The following is a 19625-nucleotide window of genomic DNA, read 5'->3' as shown; positions in this document are numbered from 1 at the left end:
CCTTTCCTTTATTTCAGATTAAATTCCTTGCGTTTCAGTTCAATCTCATCGTCAATATACAGTACATAGTCTGACAAGGCTTCACGCGGATTCTCATTGGCGTTAACCACTTTGCGGAAGGCGTTATCCAGATGTCGGCCTGTAAAATACCCCCCTGGCATCTGCGGGATACCTTGCACCCACTCCCACTGCTTCTCCAGGTTCTGGTAATCCTTCACTGGCCAAGGTAATTGTTCTAAAGCTTCAATGTTCGCTGTAGGATAACGAGCAGCTGCCCCCATTAGACCTTCCATTTCTCGTCCGTACTCAATCTGGGTTGACTCATCTGTCCACCACTTCATGAATTTCCATGCCGCTTCTTTGTTGCTGGCATTTTCGAGCATCATGACCGCACTACTCGCGCTAGCTACCTCATGCCTTATAGAACCATCCGGAAGCTGTGTGCCAGGCACAATCGTGAAGTCCCACAGGTTGCGGATTTCCGGTGCTAAAACCGTCAACATGTTATAGGTCGTGTAATCGGCAATGCCGATCGGCATTTCTCCTGTACGGAAACGGTTCGGGAAATCGGCTTTCAGTGGGAATTTGTAATTCGTATAAAATTGCGTCCACCGTTTGAATGCCTCCATCGAAATTTCCGAATCAAGTGCACTTTTTTTCCCATCTTCGGTGTAGAAATTTCCGTCATTTTGATACAACAGCATCGCAAAGGTTGCGTTAGGAACCATGTTGGCGTTGTTCAGCGTATCTTCAATCGGCAGATAGAACTCCATATTGTGCTTTTGCAATACAGCGATCGCATTATACACGTCCTGCCAAGTTTTTGGCGGCTCCAGACCCAGTTCATTCAATATATCCTTGCGGTAAAAAAGCATGGGGAAATGCTGTTGCTCCGGTAGTGCGTACACTCCACCGTCATACTCATAAGGTGTTATTCCGCTTTCCCGGAATCTGCTGGCCACCTCTTTGAAATCCGGGAACTTGCTTAGATCCGCTGCCGCATTTCTCATCGCATAGTTGACAGGAATATCTTCACCCATCTGCATGGCTACATCAGGACCTTCTCCGGCCAGCGTTGCGGGCAACAAAATATTCGGCGGCACAAGCCGTAATTGTACAGACACATCGGTATCCGGTGTAAACGTGTCGTCAATCATACCTTTAAGCACTTGAGCCTGATCCCGTCCGGTGGTAATCCATACGGTGATTGAGTCCTTCTTTTTCTCTACGTTACCGATGCTGTCATAGTCTTCCGTGTAGGAAGCAACATAAGCACCAAGTTCGTGCTTCACCTGTTGGAACGCCGACGCTTCGGCCTTTGGAATTTCTTGTCCTGTAGGAGCGACAACTAGATAATCCATCGTAATCGGTTGCTCACGTACGGTCAGAATCCACGTGCCCAGACCGCCGACGTTAATTTTGAACGTATCCAACCGTTTCGGGACGGTTTCCGGTCTTGCCGCCATATCCTTGAGCTGTACAACCATGGCATTCAGAATAGCTACTTTATCACTCTGTTCTCCGGTTGCTTTTTCGAGATACTCAGCGACAGATGTGAGTACCACAGCTTGTTTTTCAAAAATCTCTGTCATCTCTGGAATACGTTTCTCCAACTGATAATCCCGAAGTGGATCAGGTTTGTTGGAGGTAATCATCAAAATTTTTCGGTACATCTCATTTAATTCAAGTACGCTTGATTCTACGGTTCGGAGTAACGGGGCAATATCACCGAGCGTGACGGTCATCCGTAAGCGGTGTTTCCCCTTCTCCAGATGGAACTGATAGGGTTCTTCTTCACCATTCCCAAGCACTTGTGTCTGCCAGGAGGGACTATAATTGAAGCGAATTCGCTTCATCTCTTCAAACGGAACTTTGCCGTTAAGGGTAAGACTGCGTGTGGCATAAATGCCTCGAAGCTGATCCTGCTTCACTTTTAACGCAATCTGGTACAGTCCATCTTCAGGCACATCAATCTCCCATTCAACCCATTCCCCCGGAAGTTTCCAGTTCACGCCGCCGATGGCATTGATCCGAATTTTGGATACGTCGTAGGGTTCAAGTGATGGACTGGATCGATCCGAGATGGGCGCAAGTGTAGGTGAAGATTTGGTGATCGCTTCTTCGCCTTGCACCTTCAGCATGATCGGGCTGGCTGCCTTAATACCTAACGAATCATACGTCTTCTGGATTTCGGCATACGTGGGAACGGCCTCTTCCTGATACAGTTCAATGTAATCAATCGCCATACTCTCTCGAAGAGAAGTCAAAGATAATTGCTGGTTGCCTTTTTCAAAATAAAACTGGAACGGTTCCTCAAAATATCCGGCACTATCTCTAAACGAAGCGAGCTGCCATTCCGGCTTCTCCACCTGTCTTGGTCTGAGATCGTTGCCGCGATCATCCTGACGGACATGATCTTCGCGATTGCCCCATACCCTGTCGAACAGGAGTACATCTGCTTCACGGAAAGGGACTTCCCCGTTTAACTCCAGCTTGCGCTCGATTCCGGAGCTTTTGCCTTCGACAGGATAATAGTGAATGCGAACCTGATATAAACCACTCACTTCAACGGGAACATCCCAGCGAATGGTTCCGGATTCGGGTGTAATAACAGCACTGCCATCCAGCCCTTCATATCCTTGCACCACCTCGAACTCTTCGTTATCCGCCTCCGTATAGGCTTCACCTTGAATCCTTACGGTAGTGTCCGGTTTGGCAGTGCTCGCATACGTTTCCTGATAATGTTCATAACTTCGTGAATCCCTTGTACCCGCCACAGCTTCAAAATCCTCAAGTGCATGTACTGTCCCGGGGCTCTGATTCTTGGATGGATAGATCACGATGATCGAGAACACCAAAGCCAGAACAAGTGCCAGAATCAGTACCTTTTTCTTACGTGACCGCATGTTTGCAAGTATCCCCTTTCCTATAAGCGTATCAGCAAAAGAATGATTGACTAACCCGGGCAGACCGCACTTGTTACCCGCGCGTTCTGCCCGTATTTAGCAGTGCTTATTTGTATACCTCATCAATTGCGGCCTGGAAAGGAGCCTTGTATTTCTCAATCAACGTAGATACGGATACGCCTTCTTTCAGTTCTCCGTCAAAATCCCAATAAGGAAGAGACGGGAACGTATTGTGGTCGAGAACAAGCATGCCAGCTGCCACTTCTCTGGCGTTGTTAATATCTGCTTCATCGGTCAGATGTCTTTCAAGCGTGGATTGTTCCGGATAGTCATAGATGGAATCAATCTCGTTGATTTTTTCCCAGATGTACATCAGCTGCTCTGGATTTTCTACCGCTTTAGGGATGGTGATCGCTTGATAACGAGACTCCCCGGAGTGGTAGGCCGAAGCGCTTGGTCCTTTTGGATACGGCAGGAAGCCGATATCATAGTCAGGCATATCGGTTTTGATGCCTTCAATCTCGTACATTGCTCCAGAATACATGAGTGTATTTCCTTGACGGAAGAAGGTAGCCGGTTCAGTCCAGTCACCGCCTTCTGTTGGTCTGCCCACTTTCTCTGTAGCCAATTTGTTCAAGAAACTAAGTGCTTCTTTTGTTTTTGGATCTTCGAGGTTCTGTTTATCCTCTTTGGTTAGTGAAGCTTCGTTGGAATACAGGATTGGTTCAAGCAAACCCGTTTGAGCGAGGCCCCACGTATCCAGCTTGCCGTCATTATTCCGGTCTTTGTTGGCTTGTTTGGCTACAGCCAGGAAGTTATCCCAATTCCATTCGTCCGCATCAACATATTCCTGCAGCGGCTTGAGGCCAAGCTCTTGCATCAGAGTACGATTGTAGAAAATACCGTTGATAAACGAAGACTTATCTTCCGTAAATCCGTAACCTTTACCTTCATATTGCATATATTCCTTGGTTGTTTTTTGATTGAATACCTGATCGTTCTTGATATAATCATCCACCGGCCACAACAGGTCCTGTTTGGTCAGTGCCGGAATAGCATAGTTTTTACCGAGTCTAACAAAGTCGCCGAGCGGCTCGCCAGCCATTAAAGAGGCTACAACTTTCTCCTGATATTCACCAAAATCGATGGATACATATTCGATATTGAAATTGTGTTTTTTCTTCAAAGCTTCGAGATTCTCGAGTCGTTTGATATTGTCCGGATTGTTATCTGTAATTTGCATATCCCACCACGCCACAACCTTAATCGTTCTACCACCCATGTCAAAATCCATCTCAGGTGTAGAATTTTCATTTTTCGGCTCTGTTTCGGCTGGTGCTTGCTCCTCTTGTGGTGCCGGTTTTTCGGGTGCCGGCTCAGCAGCAGGTGCAGAACTACAAGCATTGATCATTAACATGACCGCAAACAAAAGACTCAGTAGCATAAACTTGTTTTTCTTCATTGTCTTCCCCCCTGATTGTCGTGTGCTACCACAGTGTATCTCTTGAATGTAAGCGCAAACAACCTGCTTAAATACAGGTATTTACCCGGTCAGATTATAGATCAGGTTCATTTGAAGAGTGATTTACGTTATTTGAACTGCAATTGGTAAAGAAATGCACACTCTGCAAAATAATGCACATTGTATGCGCTTTCTTTTCTTCCCATAATGAAACTAAACCTTATTTCAGTTGAACAGTTGATCGGAATATCAGGAGAAGGTGAGGTCATGCTTTATGTACAGTGTTTTACTTGTTGATTATAGTCGCCGGATGTGTAGAGAGCTTAAACAGCTTCTGGAAGATAACAGGTTACCATTTACAATTACAGATTCGGTTTCCTCTTCCAACGCTGCTCTCGCCGCTTTGCTTGATCGGGACTTTAGTGTTGTCGTTGTGCACACAGATCAGTGCGATACCGCAGGATTATGGTTGTGTCACCACATTCGAAAAAAAAGTGATATACCCATTCTCTTGCTGGGAGGAAGAGATCAATTCAGACTCGTTCGCAAAGCAATGACCTATCAAGTGAATGATTATTTGCCTTCTCCGGTTAGACCAGCTGCACTGCTTCAAAGCCTGCGTGGACTTCTGAACAAAATCGAACCTGTCTCTATGAAAAAAAAACCTGCCGTCAAGCCTACAATTCAGCTTAATGGCAAAGCGATGGATTCCATCCATGTAATCCGGATTGTGAAAGCTTATGTAAGGGATCACTTAAATGAAGAAATTACGTTAAAGAAAATTGCCGATATGCTTCATTTTAATTGTGCTTATCTTGGCCAAAAGTTCAAAATGGAAGAAAAGATTTCCTTTAATGACTATATGCTGAAGGAACGAATGAAAAAAGCGAAGCAGCTTCTCCTGTCTACTGATCTGCGGATTTACGAAATTGCTCTGGAGGTTGGATATCGAGATATCGATTGGTTTTATAAAAAATTTAAAGCTTATGCTGGATCAAGTCCTAATGCCTACCGCAGGCAAAAAGCTCACACGGCATAATTCAACAATCGATAAACGGAGCCGGTTGTATTCGGAACGTATCCTCAGTTTAGAAAAATCTATGAAAAGAAAAACACGCAGGAGCTGCTATTCCTGCGTGTTTTATTCCGTTCTTACCACTTACCGCCCCGCCGAACGAGTTAGTAAAGTTTCTCGATACTCTTGAGGAGTCATACCCGTCTGTTTTTTAAACAGCCTCGTAAACGAATGAGCAGATTCATACCCGACCTGTAGTGCAACTTCCCGTACCATTAGCTCATGGTTCATGAGCAGCTCCTTGGCCTTGCGAATTCGGGTATCATCAATAAATTCAGATAAATTAATGCCCATCTCCTGTTTGAAAAATCTGGACAGATATGATGGATTAAAGTGATGCAGTTCCGCCAAGCGCACCAACGTAAGATCCTTTTCCAGATTACCTTTGATATAATTACACAAACTCTGGATGACCATATTCGCACGTTCCTCTTCGTTTGAGCGTTTGAAGTTGACCAGTTCATCGGCTGCCAGATAGAGATATTGAACGGCATCTTTCATGCTTGGAAAATGCTCCAAATGCAGAAAACTTCGCTGATCCGGGGTTTTCTGCTGGAGCCCCCAACGATTAAATGCTGCATAAAAGGTCAATGCCAGATGATAATATGTCTCCATCGCACGCTCCATCGTCATATCCTGTTGAAGGAGCTCTCCCACAAGCTCTTCGAAGATGTCATAAAAGGACTGAAAACGCCCTGTCTCCAGAAAACCATTCATTGCTTCTACCCGGCTTGATATCCGCGGTGATTCCTTCGGCGTACCCGCTTGAGGCTCCTTGTAATTGTCTGTCAGAACCATCGACATGCCATCCCCGACTTTCATCCACTGTAACAAGCGCAGACGCTCGTATTGCTGCGGGAGTTGAAACCACTCACACCCCCGTCCACTAAGTGTGCATGCAATCGACACGCCAAGTGAAGCAAGACACGACTCCTGGACAAGCTCTAAGGTACCTTCCATGTATCTCGCAAAATGCTGATCTGCATCTTGTTGGCCATCTTTAGGCTGAAGTAGCCACACCGTATCACCATAGTGATCCGTAGCACTGACACATTCCGTATATTCACTCATCAATGATGTTCCAATGATCCGAATAGATGATTCAGTACACCCTTGTTCAACTTCTGCCGGTTCATGTAGCTTATTCAATCGTGCAAGCACCAGAAACACCGGACAATCAGCTTTTAGATGAATCTCCCTCTCTAGTAGTTCAGCCTGAAGTTCAATTAATGAAGCAACAGTTGAACCTTCCTGAAGAAGCCTTCGGATGTATTCATCCTGCCTAAATGCAGTCAACCGGGATGTAATCTCGCTTTGTTGTTCCAGAAGATTATGCATATCATGACTTTCCCTGATCTCTTCCATAACCTGCTCCACCATATGCATCACTTTGTCGTACCCTTCTGTCTTAAGCAGGTACCGCACGTTGTTCATCTGAAAGGCTTTGTATGCATATTCAAAATCACTGTGACCCGTCAGAAAAATAACACGGCACTGTGGCCAGCGGCTTTGAATCTCTTCCGTCAGCTCCAGTCCGCTCATGCCCGGCATACGAATGTCCGTCAACACAATATCAATTCTGGAGCGCCGCATCCAGGAGAGTGCTTCTGTGGCGGAGTATGCTTTGCATACATCCAGCCGATCCGGCATATGTCTCGCAAATGTTTCATACAAACTATCCGTAATAATCTCCTCGTCATCTACAATCAGAAGTCGATACATTCCTGTTCCCCCTCTTTCCACTGGATTCGGATGACAACCTTTAAACCTTGTAGCTCACTTCGTGACAGAAACAATCCGCTTCCTTCGCCAAATGTTAGAAGCAATCGCCTATGGATATTCATTAATCCCGTTATGTCATCTGTCGTTGTCTCACGATGCATGTTATGTTGCAACTTCTCTATATCTTCTGTCTGGAGATCATGCCCGTTATCTTCCACCGTAATTTCCGCCCATGATGACTCCATATGGAACTGGATACGTAGCAGACCTGCGGTCGTATTTTTTTCAAGGCTATGCTCATAGGCATTTTCAATAATCGGCTGGATTACAAGTCTGGGAACCTGAATCTGTTGCATTTCCAGCGGAACCTCACCGAATTCAACCTTGATTCGTCTGGAAAAACGCAGTTGCTGGATATCCGTATAAATCCGGGAATGGTGTACTTCTTCCTTCAGTGGCACATGATCTGTCCCATTACGTGTAATGAATCGAAAATATTCTCCAAGCATGTTGGTAAATTGCTCGATCCGTTCCGTCTCTCCGGTTCTCGCAAGCGAGTTTAGAATGAAGAAACTATTGTACAGAAAATGGGGGTTAATCTGTGATTGAAGCTGCTTTAATTCAGCTCGCTGCATCATCATCGTTTTTTTGAAATCACGGTCAATCAGCAATTGCAGATTTTCAATCATATGATTAAAGCGGCCATACAAGAATCCGAACTCATCTTTGCGATGATGTACAATCGGGATATCCAGCACCCCGCCCTCCATCTTTTTGAACCTTTTGACCAGCAACAATAAAGGAATGTGAATCAGTTTGTACGTAGAATAGAGATAAGCTGAAATCGCAATAAACGATGTGATCGCAAATATCCATGCCCATTTATAAAATTTACTCAAGGGCTTGGTTACCATCTTCTCAGGCAAATATGTAGCAATGGATAAACCAAGAGGTTCCATATGATGTTGGTTCACATGGTACACTGTATCCTCTACATTTACGCGAATGCTTCCAAGGGAGTTCTTTTGACTATATTCACGGTAGTTGGCAAGAATGATCTCGCGCTCTTCCCGGTCCAAAATAGCAAAGCCTGTTTTGTCTTCAATAAGAAGCGAAGCACTTTCAGGGTAGAGATTAAGTTGAGATAATTCATTCTGAAAAGCAACATTATCCAGTTCCACCTGAACAACAAACAGTGGTGCGTCTCCCATTCTGCCTGTTAAACGGACAGCACTCAGATTCAGGGTATCGTCTTTAACAGTGAAGCGAATGCTTTCTTCTTGAGCGAAAGAACTGAAATAATCATATGAGGCACTATTAAATTCATCAATGCCCTGCACTGCGGAGATACTCTTGTTGACTGTAGGGATATGTACATAAACGTTCTTAATATAAACACTACTGTTTTTGAAAGAGGCAAGCCGTTCGGACAAATAGTTTAGTATCTCCCGTTTTTCAATTTGGTCCATATTGTTCCAGAGGATCGCCAGCCGATTCAGCTTGCGGTCCTCTGCAATGTCAAACTGCTGCAACTCCATCCACTCAATCTCCCGGTTAAGTTCGGTTGCATACTGACTTAACCGCCTCTCTGTTGATAAAGAGATTTCCTGACTTGCCGTATCATAGCTCCAATGGTACAAATACACGCCCAGAAGAATTAAAGGTATGACAAAAACCAGGTAGGTCATAATCAGCCGTGCAAATATACTGTTAAACCACGACTGTGCCGGTATCTTGAACAACGAACTCCCCTCCTGATTTCAGATCAAAGACACCTGCCTCAATAGGATAAAGCGAACGCCTGATGATCCCTGGTGGCATCGATTCTATACCATGCGTTCACTTCTGATGTAATCTCTTTTCCGCCCAGTTCAAGCCAGTCTTCTACAAATCGATCGAACTCTTCAATAGGTGATCCATAAATAATATTCATAAATACTTCGAGCTGCAGATCGCGAAGGATAATCTGCCGATCTACCATCGTTTCCGTAATTCCACCTGTGAATTGATCATAAAGAAGCAGTCCATTCATATCGTAGTCATCTGCGATGCTAAACGCACCTGTTGGCCCATAGGTTTGCTTCCATCCCCATCCACTCTTCAAGCCTTCTAATTCATAAGCATCAATTCGTTTGTGGATCGCAAGCGCTTCGTTCTCGAGTACAGAGAAGTCTCCTGTCTTACGTGCATCCCGAATATCACGATATGCATCTAAATTTTTGGTTCCCGGAAAAGGAGTTACCGGTGACAACATCCACACAGCCCGTGAGTCGTCATTATAGTACGTTTCATATTCCGCATTCTGTCCCCAGTTTTTGTCCAGATGCAAATTCATTAATTTTACGACGACTTCAGGATGAGCAAACCCTTTTCTGACAGCAAAGTAATTCCCTGTATTGGAACGAAGCGGCACGACATTCTTTCGACCTGCCTCGGCCACTAGAGGATATGCTTGCCATTCTGCTTCCGGATCTTCTTCACGGGTAGATTGGACAACAAAAGGAGTCCACTGCTCACCATAAAGCATGCCAATTTTCCCCTCATGAACGAGGCGGTACTCCTTGCTTCCATTTTTGTACGCAAAGTCCGGGTCTAGTTGACCCTCAAGATACATCGTCTGTAATACTTCCAACGCTTTACGTACCTCAGGCTGTATGCCTCCATAGGTCAGACCGCCCTCAGGATCTTTAATCCAGATATTCGGAAACGCACCATACCCGGCCATAAATCCCGAAACACCCATAACCGGGTCCCATAGATAACTCGTTAGCGCAAGTCCGTAGGTGTCCTGTTCTCCATTACCATCCGGATCACGTGATGTAAACGCTTCCGAAATTTTCAGCACGTCTTCTATCGTTTCAGGTGCCTGTAGACCCAATTTATCCAGCCAATCTGTTCTGATCCACAAATACTGTGCCGTTTCAATGGAAGAAGAAGATTCGGGAATAGCCATTAGCTTGCCGTTAATGGTAGCTGCATCAAACGCCCCTTTCCCTTCGGCCTCCAAAATATTTTTGGTTAGTGGCGTGGCGAAATCACGATATACTTCCGTCAAATCTTCAATTAGATTGGCATTGCTCAGCTGCCTTAACTGATATGGGTTGACTCTGACGACATCCGGGAAACGGCCGGCAGCAAGGGAAACCCCTAACTTTTGATTATAAACATCGCCCGTTGCAATCCAGTCATACCGAATCTGAATACCAAGCTCCTGTTCGTACAAACGAGTCCAGCGGTTATCGACCAGTGTCTCGCCGGGCAGTTGCTCAATCATGCGCTGCAAGTCTTCTCCCGTTTCTCTGACAAAAGAAACTTGAATGGGCGGAGAATAGGCCGCCGAAGATGAGACCCGCTGATCCTTAGATAAGTTGTTGATGTGACCGGAGTCTCCCTGCGTATGTCCAGCAGGTATACATACGGTTAGAAAGATAATAATCGTCCATCTTGTTTTGTACATCCATCGCTTATGCATGGTGACATGCCCCCATTTTGATTGAATGAACATATCTATTTCTTTTTTCCATAATTGTTATCATTGTACAACATTTGATCTGTCCTGAGTACGAAAAAGCCGCCATTTGGCGACTTTTATTTACAACTCTGAGCATGGATTTAAAAAACGATATGATATTCAAAATTCGAAAAGTCGGCCATGCCCCCTATTTCTTGTGTGGAGAACAGAAACAATCCAATTCTACAGCCCATGAAGTGATCCAGCTTGTAGACCATTTTGTGCGGAATCCCGAGGCTCTTCCAATCTGCCCCATCCAGATAGGCGAAGCGGCATTCATCTTGATTATCTACAAAATTGGCTGAGGCTTGCAGCTTCACTACAGGTCCTGTTACAGGTATACGGGCGTACTCCGTGGCAGGCTCCTGGTCAATCATACTGCCAAATATGCTGTTATCCTGACTTACTCTGGCCTGCATAACGAGATAGTACTTGCCTTCATTTTTTGTCATTGCAATCAAACCATACGTGCCAATCAAAAAACATAAACCTGCATAATCACCATCGTTCAGGCCACTGCCATCCAATGTTACTGACGCTACACAAGCCGGCCCCATGGCCCGCTGAGTGAGTGTATTCACTGCAAACGTCAGGTTAGGGCTAAGTTGACCCGTTCGAATTCGGTACACTCCCGGTACTTCCGTAACAGACCACAGATCATCATGCGGTGTATGATTCCACTGCCAAACATCCCGAAGTCGCACATTACCCTGACCATCCAGCGTATATTCGAAACGATCGCTTGCAACCAGCGGTTGGTAACGGTAGCCCGGCCTTGTGCTGGCCAGATTGATTTGTTTCGGAGCCTCTTTTGCAAATACAGGTATGCCTTCCTCGAAACGCATCGGGACCAGAACCGGAATTCGCCCTACGGCCCCATGGTCTTGAAAAAGCACAGCGTACCAGTCACCATCCGGTGTATCCACGATTCCGCCTTGAGCAACCCCTGAATTAAAGTATCCCATATCATCATTGAACACTTCTCCGCCAACAAATGTACCATCCAGCGTATCCGCCCTGTAACAAGCTTGCGTTCGTCGCCCTGCTTCCTTCGTCATATGAATCAGGAAGACATAATAGATACCTTCAATTTTGTAAAAATGTGCACCTTCATACCCCAAGTAGTGCGGCTGAAGGTCTGTCACTAGGATGCGATGCCTCCCTTCCGGCTTGGGGCCGGAGAGATCGGTTTTTAATTCAGTTAAGTGAATCTCTCGATTACCATGTACCAGATACACCCGTTCATCATCATCAAAAAATAACGAGCAGTCATGGTAGAATCCTTCTACAATCTGTTTATTCCAAGGTCCGGTTATCGTTTCAGAAGTATACAGATACGTTTTACGAGTATCATTGGCTACAAAAATGACGTAGAACTTGCCTTGATGATAACGGAGTGAAGCCGCCCACATGCCTTTTCCGTAGATCTGCTGCCCGTTCTCCAGCCGCTGGGCTGGTGTATTATCCAGTCTGTCATATATATACGCAGCGGTTTCCCATTGAATCAGGTCATATGAGCGCAGGATAACACATCCAGGAATCATATGCATAGTCGTACTAACCATATAATACGTATCTTCAACCCGAATGACGTCCACATCGGGATAATCGGCCCATATAATCGGATTTGAATGCATCGTTTAAAACACCTCTTCTTTTGGAGTTCTGCATCAGAACGAACTAGTATGGCTCCAGCTCTCCAAGCAACGGGATAAATGCTTTTATGATGCTAGGCTTCTTCAAACATCCAATGATTTAAAAGGAGGCACTGATTTTGTTCTGAAGGTTTCAGTACAAGATACAGGTCGTGTTCATGCTTAGCGCCAGTTATTGAAGTCGATGCCTCCATCCATTCTTGAACCTCCGCTGATGCAGGAATATGCACCTTTCCAATTAAATCACCGTCTTCTCGCCCTAGTCGAAGTTCAAGAGTACATGATCCACCTTGACTGCATACGGTTGCAGTGAAGCTTGCCGCCCCTTTTTGACCAAAATCCACACGCGAGATCGCAATCCAGCTTCCTTCATGCATCACACTGGCAACTTCATCTGGTTTTGGAGACTCGCCTTGTTCCGCTTGCTCCGAACCCGAGTCACTTATTTGACGGGTGATCACTCCCGCATTCCAGGCGATCGTTGACCCGTTGACTTTTTGATACGGATTGAATGATTTTAGCTGCTCTACACCTTCGTAGTCCGCTTGAATTGCTTTGATTCTTCCACTACCCTCTTCATATTGCACCTTGTTCAGATGTGTCGAACGATATCCTTCCGGAATATCCATCGCCTGGCACAAAGTCTGAGCATGATAAGCAATATACCACTGGTTCCCCAGCGGGAAGATGGCATGATGATTGTTACCTCCAATTCCGAAAAAGTGACCCGGGTTTTTAAGGATTGTTCCTTGATACGTCCATGGTCCCATCGGCTGCGTACTTGTCATGTACGCAATTTCTCCTGGAGGCGGGCTATCCTCGTCGCGTTCTACTTGGAAAAAGTTAGAGCAGTAGGTGTAATAATAGATGTTATCATATTTATGTATCCCCGAATTTTCAAACATAAACGGAGCAGGAATAATCTTGGCTTTGCCCTCAACACTTACCATATCCTTTCCAAGTCTCATCACTCGCGCCGTATCCGGGCGCTCTGGTTTCCCCTCAGGCACGCCTCCACCAAAATAAAGATAAGCTTGATGGTCATCATCCACAAGCACAGCAGGATCAAATAACCAGGTTACGTCTTCAACACCCGGCGTTTCTCTTGTCACCAACGCTTTTCCGATTGGATCTGTCCAAGGCCCTGTAGGTGTTGGTGCGCTCAAGACACCAATACTGCTGGCATTATTGGCAAAATATAAATAAAAACGATCTTCACCATTCAAATTGCGATGTGCAGCTGCCGGAGCCCATGATTGAGAAGCCCATGTAGCCGCCCCTTCTGGACCTGCTACCTTGATCTCCCCATGATCTGTCCAATTGATCAAATCATCCGAGGAGATAACTGTAATTTTATTAATCGACTGATAACTGTTTTTCTGAGGAATCCCATTCGCATCATACTCCAGTTTATCACTGGTCATATAGAGGTAGACCCGGTTATTAAACACGAGTGCATATGGATCAGCTCCGAATTTGTGTGCCATTAGAGGATTAGCGTTGGGACGAAGCTTCCCAATCTCCTTTTGTGTATGCTGCAATTGACCCGTTAAGCCCGCCTCAACCTTTTGCTGGCCAGCTTCTGCCATCGTTTCTTTATTCATTTCATTTCCCCCTGTGAATAGAATGGATCTTACCACTATCTCAAATCTAGTCAGACATCTAAATATTAGGGCATAACAAATAGAAAGCGTTTGCAAATCAAACGTTTTCATGATAGGATGATTACATTTTAAGTGAAACTAAGCCCAATTTCATTGCGTATTTTGCATGTTTTATTGCGTGAAATGACAGGAGGTACTTTCAACGATATGTCTTCTGATTATTTTTATGATGCAATCCAGCCAGAGCTTTTGTACCGTCACCCCCTCACAAGCTACAGGTACGATTCCAGTTATCACCGCCACAATGCGTATGAAATCTACCTATTCCTGCAAGGAAATGTACACTTCTATGTCGATCATCGTTGTTATCCCATGCAGCGTGGCGACTTGCTTGTCATTTCTCCTGAGGAGATGCATCGGACACTTATTGTGGACGAGACTGAATATGAGCGAATCACGATTAACCTCAAGAAAACCTATGTGTGTCAGCTATCCACAGTTTTGACGAATTTATTATCTTGTTTCGATCATCGCCCTGACGGAAGTGGCAACATCATTCATTTGAATGAGAACCAGTTAAATCAACTTCTGTATTGGACCCGTCAAATTGAAGAATCCGCTGATTCTAACAGGTATGGTGCAGACGTGCAGACCAATGCTGCTATGGCACAACTACTTGTTCTGATCAACCAGTGGTTTCAGCATAATTCCTTTGTACCTCAAGACATTATGCCTGATTTGGTACGCAGAACGATGGAATATATCGATAATCATATTACTCAAAATATTACACTTGGCAAACTGGCCGAGGAGTTCTATATGAACAGCACCTCTGTCAGCCGCCAGTTTAAAAAACATACCGGACTTACGCTTCGTTCATATATTCTAGGCCGGCGCATCGAACTAGCCAAATTACTTCTGACCGATGGCAAGAGCATCACTGATGTCTGCTTCCAGTCCGGCTTTAGTGACTATGCCAACTTTATTCGAAGCTTTACCAAAATCGTTGGTATTTCACCGGGAAAATATATGAAACATCGGCAAGCCGAGGTTAGAATTGATTTGTTGCCCCAAACCGATTACCATTAAGAGCACTTTCATCATTAAAAGGAGATCAAAACATGCTTTTAAGAAAATGGTTGTATCCTCTGTTCGTTTTGCTTTCCGTATTGCTGGTTGTAGGCTGTACCTCTCAGACCATTACCAATACCGGTTCTTACACTGGTCAACCAGCCAAAGAGATGGGATTTCAGGAGGTCGCCGATTATATCAAAGATCATCATGAACTTCCGACGAATTACATTACGAAAAAAGAGGCTCGTAAGCTAGGATGGGAGCCCAGTGAAGGCAATCTGGATCAGGTGGCTCCAGGGAAGAGCATTGGCGGTGACGTATTCCGAAATCGTGAAGGGTTGCTTCCCAATAAAAAAGGTCGGATCTGGTATGAGGCGGATATCCATTATACTGGTGGAAAACGCGGAAGCGACCGGATTCTATATTCAAGTGACGGTCTAATCTATCAAACCATCGATCATTATAAGACCTTTCAACAGATCAAATAACGGAGGAACACATGAATATCATTCAGATCGACGGTCGTTACCTTCTTAATCGGGAATCACTCCATCAGTGGTTGCAGGATAAACTACAATTGAATGAGCACTATGGTCACAATCTGGATGCATTATGGGATGCCCTGACAGGTGAAGTCAACATGCCGCTGACGATCCGCTGGTGTCATTTTGATATAAGCAGAGAAAAGCTCGGTGATTATGCAGATCAGGTGGTTGATTTAATGCGCGAAGCAGAACAAGAGGTTGACGAATTCACATTAGAGTTATGGTCATAGTAGAACAGGCTGCCCTTAGGCAGCCTGTTCTTTTACCTTCTTGCCCTGTTCTCTTCATTCGCATCTGCCCTTACGGTTGCACAACAAATGTTGTTACACTTTGGGCTGGGAGGTCTGCCGAGAATCCGTTGCCGGATATCTGTAACGCAGAGCCAGCCGCCAGATTACGTGTGCTGTCCGTTACCCAAGAGGATACAGTAGAGGCTGTTCCATTCTGTACAGTAAATCGCTGATTCACGCCTGAAGTATTTTTGTTAATAGCAACGATAACGATTTTGTTATTCGCTCCCTTGTATGCCGACACATACACGCCGTTTGCGGGATTTTTGGTAGCATCTACTCTGACATCACCCGGACGTACGAATTTGGAGTAATGCGCCATACTGTAGCCACGTTTACTTATCGTTCCATCCTCTTTGATTGGTCCATAATGTCTGCGGATATACCACCATACATACGTCTGAAAATTACCTTCGACCATCGCATTGTACATATGCTCCGCTACTCCCAAAGCTTCAGGCCAGCGATCTGCAGAATCGGTCTCACTGTTCGGATAGTACACCTCTGTCATCCAAAGCTCTTTTCCTGCTGCCTTTTGTTCAAATAGCGGATATGGAAAGTCGCTATATTGCGTACCATACGTATGTGCACCCAAAATATCCATATTCGCAAGGGCTTGCGGATCATTCAAAATAGGGTCCGACATCGTCTTCACATAAGAGAAGGATTCCGGGGCAATGACCCGATTGTTGATGGAACCCGCGTTTTCTTTCATGAAACGAAGCATTTCCTCCGGAGACCACCATGTCCAGTCATGTGCGTAGTCAGGCTCGTTTTGTACGGAAATCGCGTACAGGTTAACGCCGTTATTTTTCATAAATGTATCGAATTCATTCAAATACTGAGCGTAAGCCTCGTACTTGTCGTACTTGAGTCGTTTGGCCTGTGTAATCTGCGTATATGCAGTTACGTTGATGTTATCAATGTTCGGCCCACCCGTTCCCGTAGTAACCAGCTTCAACGTGCTTGTACCATTCACCATTGGCACCTGAATGGACTTGTCCTTCCACGTGTTTCCACTGCCTGTAGCTTCAAAGGGTACATTACTAAGGGCTAATGTGCCGTTCACGTAGACATCCAAGTTACTCGTTCCTGATGGAAGTGAATATCGAATTTTAATGTTTTTCGTGCCAGTGCTACCAATCAGAATCGTATTCCACTGAATAGCCGAGCCACTCGCGTTTTGGAAAGAAACATAACCTGATCCTGTATGACCTGTAAAGGAACTCCCCGCTACTGCACCAGTCAACGTTGTCAAGGATTCAGCTTCATACGTTGAACCACCGCCCGAAGTAGTGCCGATGGTGACCAACTCAGTCATATCTGTTGGTGGATTCCAAGGAGATGCAAATACGATCGCACCATGTTCAATCGCCTTTTTGGCCGTATCCACTTCCCGTTGCCAGTTGTTCTTATTCTCATCAATCGGAATTCGTAGTACAGAAAATCCAAGCTGGTTAGGACCATTGCCAAAGGCCGTCTCCCGCTCAGACGCAGTGAGATCACCAATCCAGCCGGAATGCGTCATGCCACCAAAACCACGAATCACTTGTTTGGATGAAGTTACATTAATTACAGCATCGTTTGCAGCAGATACCTTGGAAGAAACCGGTACGTAAAACAGGGGCAGTGCTGTCATAGCTGCAAGCATTGTACAGAGTGATTTTTTGATCAAAGCATTCACGAAGTCTCATCTCCCGACCATTCAGATTCGAACACAACAATCTTACCCTAACCCAACTTTATCCCTTCACGCCTCCAATGGTCATACCTTGGACGAAGTATTTCTGCAGGAAAGGATATACCATCAGAATTGGAACACTTGCAATAATAGTCATCGTTGCCCGAATAGAAGTGGGTGTCACGGCAATTCCACTGTTCTCAGCAGACTGATACACATCACTGGCCGATGATGTTGCCGCTGTTGTTGACGTCTGCAAAATCTTCATCAATTCATATTGAAGCGTGCTTAACTCCTTGTTAGATGAGTTATAGAGAAAGACATCAAACCAGGAATTCCATTGACCCACGGCTACGAAAAGAGAAACGGTTGCCATCGCTGGAATCGTTAATGGCAGTACCACTCGAATAAACGTTGTAAATTCTCCCGCTCCGTCAATACGAGCCGACTCCAGAATCCCCTCAGGTAATCCTTCAATGAAAGAACGAATAACGATCATATTGAACACGCCGATGACACCCGGAATGATGTAAACCCAGAAAGATCCAATCAGCCCGAGATCACGAATCAACAGGTACCCTGGAATGAGTCCTCCGCTGAAGTACATCGTGAAGACAAAAAACATCGTCACAAACTTACGAAGTACGAATTCCTGCCGACTAAGTGTATAGGCAAGCATCGCGGTACAGAAAACGGAGACAATTGTTCCGATGATTGTGCGAAGTGCCGAGATCAGCGTAGCATGGTAAATGTCGGATTCTCCGAAGATATATTTGTAGTTATCTAATGTCCACTCCCGTGGCCACAGATAGATCCCTCCACGTATGGCATCATTCGCATCATTGAGAGATACAGCTATCATATTGATAAACGGATAGATCGTAACAATCATCAGACAGATCATAAATGTGATATTAATCGCATCAAACGCCCGATCCCCGGCGCTGCTGTTCCGCAAGCGGGATGATTTTGCTTTTGGCATGGCTCAGGCCTCCTCTTAGAATAGTCTGCTTTCTCCCATTTTTTTAGCGATATAATTGGCGGTGAAGAGGAAGATGAAGCTGACCACAGTTTTGAAAATCCCTGCTGCTGTACCCAAGGAGAAGTTCCCCATTCCCAAACCATACTTCAAGACAAAGATATCCAGGTTTTCTGAATAGTCCATGTTCATTCCGTTGCCCAGCAAATATTGAGGTTCGAATCCGGATTCCAGAATGCTCCCCATATTCATAATGAGCAAAATGACGATAACCGGTTTTAAACCTGGCAATGTGATATACAACATCCGTTTAAAACGACTGGCTCCGTCAATCTCTGCCGCTTCGTACTGAGCAGGATCGATGGCTGTAATCGCCGCCAGATAGATGATCGTATTCCATCCGACGTCTTTCCATACCTCCGTGGCCCCCAGTATACCCCAGAAATACTCCCCTTTTCCCATCCATAACACCGGACTGTCAATTAGATGAAGTTTCATAAGAATCAAGTTAATGATCCCATCAGGTGACAATACGGTGAGTACGATACTTGAAGCAACAACCCAGGAAATGAAGTGAGGCAAGTAACTAACGGTTTGCACAAAACGTTTGAAAATGATATTTTTCAATTCATTCAAAAGAAGTGCCAAGGTAATCGCTGTAACAAACCCAAGCACCAATTTAATAGAACTCATCACCAGCGTATTTCGAAGCACTCGATAGAACGTATTATCTTCAAACAGTGTTTGGAAATGTTTCATCCCCACCCACTGCTGATCCGCGAAGGCTCTTGCCGGTTTGAAGTTCTGGAAAGCCATCGTCCAGCCCCATAGCGGCAAATATTTGAATACAAATGCCCAAATCACAAAGGGAATACACATAAAAGCCAGGGTACGCTGCTGTAGCAATCGTTTGTAAAAGCTGGTTTCGCGGTTCCCTTTTCGATGCGAAGTAGGTGGAATCGGTTGAAGAGTTACATTGGGTTCCTCCACGATGCAGTTACTCCTTTCCCTATCTGTTATTCATGCGCGGAGAGAGTAAAAATACGGAGATATACACCAGGAAGCGTTCTCCCTTTCTCTCCAGCGCACGTAACAGTTTATTTTTATAAGGTATTGGCTAA

At 45.1% G+C, this 19625-nt stretch carries 14 protein-coding genes and 1 pseudogene; 4 read left to right on the top strand and 11 right to left on the bottom strand.

The genetic code is table 11. The features are described 5' to 3' along the window. Positions 1 to 8: 8 nt before the first annotated feature. Positions 9 to 2906, bottom strand: a complete 2898-nt coding sequence (locus M3629_RS07185; RefSeq protein WP_251503534.1) for an extracellular solute-binding protein — start codon at positions 2904 to 2906, stop codon at positions 9 to 11. Positions 2907 to 3012: 106 nt separating this feature from the next. Further along, on the bottom strand, positions 3013 to 4368 hold the full coding sequence (locus M3629_RS07180; protein WP_251503531.1) for an extracellular solute-binding protein: 1356 nt from the start codon (positions 4366 to 4368) through the stop codon (positions 3013 to 3015). 274 nt (positions 4369 to 4642) lie between these two features. Here M3629_RS07180 and M3629_RS07175 point away from each other — a divergent pair, with 274 nt between their 5' ends. Next, positions 4643 to 5407: a helix-turn-helix domain-containing protein gene (locus M3629_RS07175; protein WP_251503528.1), complete on the top strand. Its 765-nt coding sequence runs from the start codon at positions 4643 to 4645 to the stop codon at positions 5405 to 5407. Between the two features lie 120 nt (positions 5408 to 5527). Here M3629_RS07175 and M3629_RS07170 read toward each other — a convergent pair whose 3' ends face one another. The 5 genes from M3629_RS07170 to M3629_RS07150 all read right to left on the bottom strand — a co-directional run bounded on the left by M3629_RS07170 (position 5528) and on the right by M3629_RS07150 (position 13935). After that, the gene (locus M3629_RS07170) at positions 5528 to 7165 is read right to left on the bottom strand and encodes a response regulator (protein WP_251503525.1); all 1638 of its coding nucleotides are present in this window, start codon (positions 7163 to 7165) and stop codon (positions 5528 to 5530) included. Beyond that, complete coding sequence (locus tag M3629_RS07165) at positions 7150 to 8907, bottom strand: sensor histidine kinase (protein ID WP_251503522.1); 1758 nt, start codon at positions 8905 to 8907, stop codon at positions 7150 to 7152. The genes M3629_RS07170 and M3629_RS07165 overlap by 16 nt, the downstream gene beginning before the upstream one ends. A gap of 38 nt (positions 8908 to 8945) precedes the next feature. Continuing rightward, a complete protein-coding gene (locus M3629_RS07160) occupies positions 8946 to 10637 on the bottom strand; it encodes an extracellular solute-binding protein (protein WP_251503519.1) in 1692 nt (563 codons plus the stop codon). 140 nt (positions 10638 to 10777) lie between these two features. Next, positions 10778 to 12313, bottom strand: a complete 1536-nt coding sequence (locus tag M3629_RS07155) for a glycoside hydrolase family 43 protein (RefSeq protein WP_251503516.1) — start codon at positions 12311 to 12313, stop codon at positions 10778 to 10780. Positions 12314 to 12405: 92 nt separating this feature from the next. Further along, a complete protein-coding gene (locus M3629_RS07150; RefSeq protein WP_251503514.1) occupies positions 12406 to 13935 on the bottom strand; it encodes a glycoside hydrolase family 43 protein in 1530 nt (509 codons plus the stop codon). A 207-nt stretch (positions 13936 to 14142) separates the two neighbouring features. Here M3629_RS07150 and M3629_RS07145 point away from each other — a divergent pair, with 207 nt between their 5' ends. Genes M3629_RS07145 through M3629_RS07135 form a run of 3 tightly spaced genes read left to right on the top strand, consistent with a single transcriptional unit; the run spans position 14143 to position 15784 of the window. Beyond that, on the top strand, positions 14143 to 15024 hold the full coding sequence (locus tag M3629_RS07145) for an AraC family transcriptional regulator (protein ID WP_251503511.1): 882 nt from the start codon (positions 14143 to 14145) through the stop codon (positions 15022 to 15024). A gap of 32 nt (positions 15025 to 15056) precedes the next feature. Then, positions 15057 to 15497, top strand: a complete 441-nt coding sequence (locus M3629_RS07140) for a ribonuclease domain-containing protein (protein WP_251503509.1) — start codon at positions 15057 to 15059, stop codon at positions 15495 to 15497. An 11-nt stretch (positions 15498 to 15508) separates the two neighbouring features. Beyond that, entirely contained in the window at positions 15509 to 15784 is a 276-nt protein-coding gene (locus tag M3629_RS07135) for a barstar family protein (RefSeq protein WP_251503506.1), read from the top strand. Positions 15785 to 15854: 70 nt separating this feature from the next. Here M3629_RS07135 and M3629_RS07130 read toward each other — a convergent pair whose 3' ends face one another. From M3629_RS07130 to M3629_RS07110, 4 genes and pseudogenes are all read right to left on the bottom strand, one after another. Beyond that, positions 15855 to 17165, bottom strand: coding sequence for a carbohydrate-binding protein (locus M3629_RS07130; RefSeq protein ID WP_435368198.1), 1311 nt, complete (start codon positions 17163 to 17165; stop codon positions 15855 to 15857). Further along, positions 17157 to 17495, bottom strand: a pseudogene (locus M3629_RS28815) (hypothetical protein); the annotation flags it as partial. The gene M3629_RS07130 and the pseudogene M3629_RS28815, both read right to left, overlap by 9 nt. Positions 17496 to 17586: 91 nt before the next feature. Beyond that, positions 17587 to 18507 carry a carbohydrate ABC transporter permease gene (locus M3629_RS07115; protein WP_251503503.1) on the bottom strand — a complete coding sequence of 307 codons (921 nt, stop codon included), beginning with the start codon at positions 18505 to 18507 and terminating at the stop codon, positions 17587 to 17589. A 15-nt stretch (positions 18508 to 18522) separates the two neighbouring features. Then, positions 18523 to 19494 (bottom strand): ABC transporter permease, encoded by a 972-nt coding sequence (locus M3629_RS07110; protein ID WP_090915925.1) that lies wholly within the window; start codon positions 19492 to 19494, stop codon positions 18523 to 18525. Between the last annotated feature and the right edge of the window lie 131 nt (positions 19495 to 19625).

The sequence above is a fragment of the Paenibacillus polysaccharolyticus genome (assembly GCF_023714295.1).
Classification (GTDB): domain Bacteria; phylum Bacillota; class Bacilli; order Paenibacillales; family Paenibacillaceae; genus Paenibacillus; species Paenibacillus polysaccharolyticus_A.
This window is presented reverse-complemented; position numbering and strand designations above follow the sequence as displayed.